At 54.6% G+C, this 3106-nt stretch carries 2 tRNA genes and 1 rRNA gene; all 3 read left to right on the top strand.

Annotated features, from left to right (window positions below):
* Window positions 1-782: 782 nt before the first annotated feature.
* The 3 genes from AC1DT3_RS16370 to AC1DT3_RS16360 all read left to right on the top strand — a co-directional run bounded on the left by AC1DT3_RS16370 (window position 783) and on the right by AC1DT3_RS16360 (window position 2823).
* Window positions 783-2268 (top strand): 16S ribosomal RNA (locus tag AC1DT3_RS16370).
* A gap of 171 nt (window positions 2269-2439) precedes the next feature.
* Window positions 2440-2516 (top strand) — tRNA-Ile (locus AC1DT3_RS16365).
* A 231-nt stretch (window positions 2517-2747) separates the two neighbouring features.
* Window positions 2748-2823, top strand: a tRNA-Ala gene (locus AC1DT3_RS16360).
* Window positions 2824-3106 lie beyond the last annotated feature (283 nt).

The raw sequence follows: 3106 nt of genomic DNA, 5'->3' as shown, positions 1-3106 counted from the left end.
GAATGGCACGGGTCTATTAAGGTACTGGTCTATTAAGGCGCTGACTCTATCAAGGAACTGACTCATGAAGACACCGGCTCATTCAGACATGCATCTATAAGGCACTGCTCCAGCGAAGACAGCAGGGTCCCGCATCAAACGGTGCGGGGTGGGCAATCCCCCGATGGTTCGGGCCTGACTGTGTCGGGAGTGAGGCGTAGCAGCAAAAGGCTTGTTGAGTAAGGGATCCAGGGCGATAGGGCGGGATGCGTCGGCGAATTGTCAAAAAAAGGTCATCAAATGCGTTGACAGGCGAAAGCGGTTGGACTTATAAAACGCCCATCGACGCCGCCGCTGACGCGAACGGCGCCATTCGTTTCTCAGAAATGCCGGGCTGTTTCGCCCGACCTCGGTCGGGAAAAAAGCTCGTTCTGAAAAGCGTCCATCTTCGGATGGGTCAAAATCGAGTTTCGAAAGTCTTCGAAAACTGGTGTTGACATGGAGTGATGGCGGTTTTAGAAAGCGGCCATCGACGGAACGAGCGGCGCGGATGCGCGGCCAGTTTCGATCTCCTGAAATAGCGAAGTTGGTTCGCTGGATTTTTCCGGCGGAAAACTTTGTTTTTCTATGCTCTTTGACAAGTGAAGAAAGAAAGAGAAACGTAGACGGCGAGGTCCTTGCGGATTGTCTTCGGACGATCGATGAAAGACTTCGACGGTTCTATGTTTTGGAGCTCACAGATACTGGGAAACTGGTATTGATGACTCCGTCAAATGTAGTGACATAGTCGAGATCAAATTCTTCAACTTGAGAGTTTGATCCTGGCTCAGAACGAACGCTGGCGGCAGGCTTAACACATGCAAGTCGAACGCATCCTTCGGGGTGAGTGGCAGACGGGTGAGTAACACGTGGGAACGTGCCTTTCGGTTCGGAATAACCCAGGGAAACTTGGGCTAATACCGGATACGCCCTTTGGGGGAAAGATTTATTGCCGAAAGATCGGCCCGCGTCTGATTAGCTAGTTGGTGAGGTAAWGGCTCACCWAGGCGACGATCMSTAGCTGGTCTGAGAGGATGAYCAGCCACACTGGRACTGAGACACGGYCCAGACTCCTACGGGAGGCAGCAGTGGGGAATATTGGACAATGGGCGCAAGCCTGATCCAGCCATGCCGCGTGAGTGATGAAGGCCTTAGGGTTGTAAAGCTCTTTCGGCGGGGACGATAATGACGGTACCCGCAGAAGAAGCCCCGGCTAACTTCGTGCCAGCAGCCGCGGTAATACGAAGGGGGCTAGCGTTGTTCGGAATCACTGGGCGTAAAGGGCGCGTAGGCGGCCGATCAAGTCGAGGGTGAAAGCCTGTGGCTTAACCACAGAATTGCCTTCGATACTGTTTGGCTTGAGACCGGAAGAGGTAAGTGGAACTGCGAGTGTAGAGGTGAAATTCGTAGATATTCGCAAGAACACCAGTGGCGAAGGCGGCTTACTGGTCCGGTTCTGACGCTGAGGCGCGAAAGCGTGGGGAGCAAACAGGATTAGATACCCTGGTAGTCCACGCCGTAAACGATGAATGCCAGCCGTTGGGCAGCTTGCTGTTCAGTGGCGCAGCTAACGCTTTAAGCATTCCGCCTGGGGAGTACGGTCGCAAGATTAAAACTCAAAGGAATTGACGGGGGCCCGCACAAGCGGTGGAGCATGTGGTTTAATTCGAAGCAACGCGCAGAACCTTACCAACCCTTGACATGTCCAGTATGGGGACCAGAGATGGACCTCTTCAGTTCGGCTGGCTGGAACACAGGTGCTGCATGGCTGTCGTCAGCTCGTGTCGTGAGATGTTGGGTTAAGTCCCGCAACGAGCGCAACCCTCGCCTTTAGTTGCCATCATTTAGTTGGGCACTCTAAAGGGACTGCCGGTGATAAGCCGGAGGAAGGTGGGGATGACGTCAAGTCCTCATGGCCCTTACGGGTTGGGCTACACACGTGCTACAATGGCGGTGACAATGGGCAGCGAAGGGGCGACCTGGAGCTAATCCCAAAAAGCCGTCTCAGTTCGGATTGCACTCTGCAACTCGAGTGCATGAAGGTGGAATCGCTAGTAATCGYGGATCAGCAYGCCRCGGTGAATACGTTCCCGGGCCTTGTACACACCGCCCGTCACACCATGGGAGTTGGTCTTACCCGACGGCGCTGCGCCAACCGCAAGGAGGCAGGCGACCACGGTAGGGTCAGCGACTGGGGTGAAGTCGTAACAAGGTAGCCGTAGGGGAACCTGCGGCTGGATCACCTCCTTTCTAAGGATGATCCTTCAAGATCAGCTTGCTGATTTTATTGGATCTCTTTTGAACAAAAGAGGCCAGTCAGGCCTCGATATGCGGGACTTTGCCGTCTTCGTTTCTCTTTCTTCTCCGGACAATTACAGTGTTCAGGTGTCGCTTTGACTGCGACTTCCGTGTGGGAGTTTCGGGCCTGTAGCTCAGGTGGTTAGAGCGCACCCCTGATAAGGGTGAGGTCGGACGTTCGAGTCGTCCCAGGCCCACCATTTATCTGGCGCATGGCGAATAGGGAGTGGTGAATGGGGATGTGATCCTCGGTTCATCGCTTTTGTCAGGTCGTCGCTTTTGTCGGCGTGTTGCACCGAGGCTCTCAGAGCCGAAGGCAAGGCGACCGGCCGCCGCGCCTGATGGCGTGGATAGCCGAAGGGACGGACGTCCCTGCCGCGCTTGAGGCGGTATCCAAGAGGCCAGCACCCAAAGAGGCCAGCATCTAATAAGGGGCCTTAGCTCAGCTGGGAGAGCGCCTGATTTGCATTCAGGAGGTCGTCGGTTCGATCCCGTCAGGCTCCACCAAGATCTTCTGCAACTTCCCTGCGTATTTTCTGTTTTGTCCGGTGTCTTTGTGAGCGCGATCTGTTGATTGCGACGAAAGATCTTGTCGTTTCGTGTTCGTCCTTCGGGATGGGCGCGGATGTTTGAAATTGTGAAGAGGAAATTCATCCGGTTCGTCAGGCTTCCTAGTCCTGCAACCAACGACGGTGTAACCGCGCCGTCTGTTCCGGGTGAATTTGGCAAGTAAAGTCYTCGGGAGAAATCCTGGAGACGGTCTTTCTATGATGCCCGTACTGAGCATGAT

It is taken from the genome of Microvirga sp. P4_G7 (genome assembly GCF_056401005.1).
This window is presented reverse-complemented; position numbering and strand designations above follow the sequence as displayed.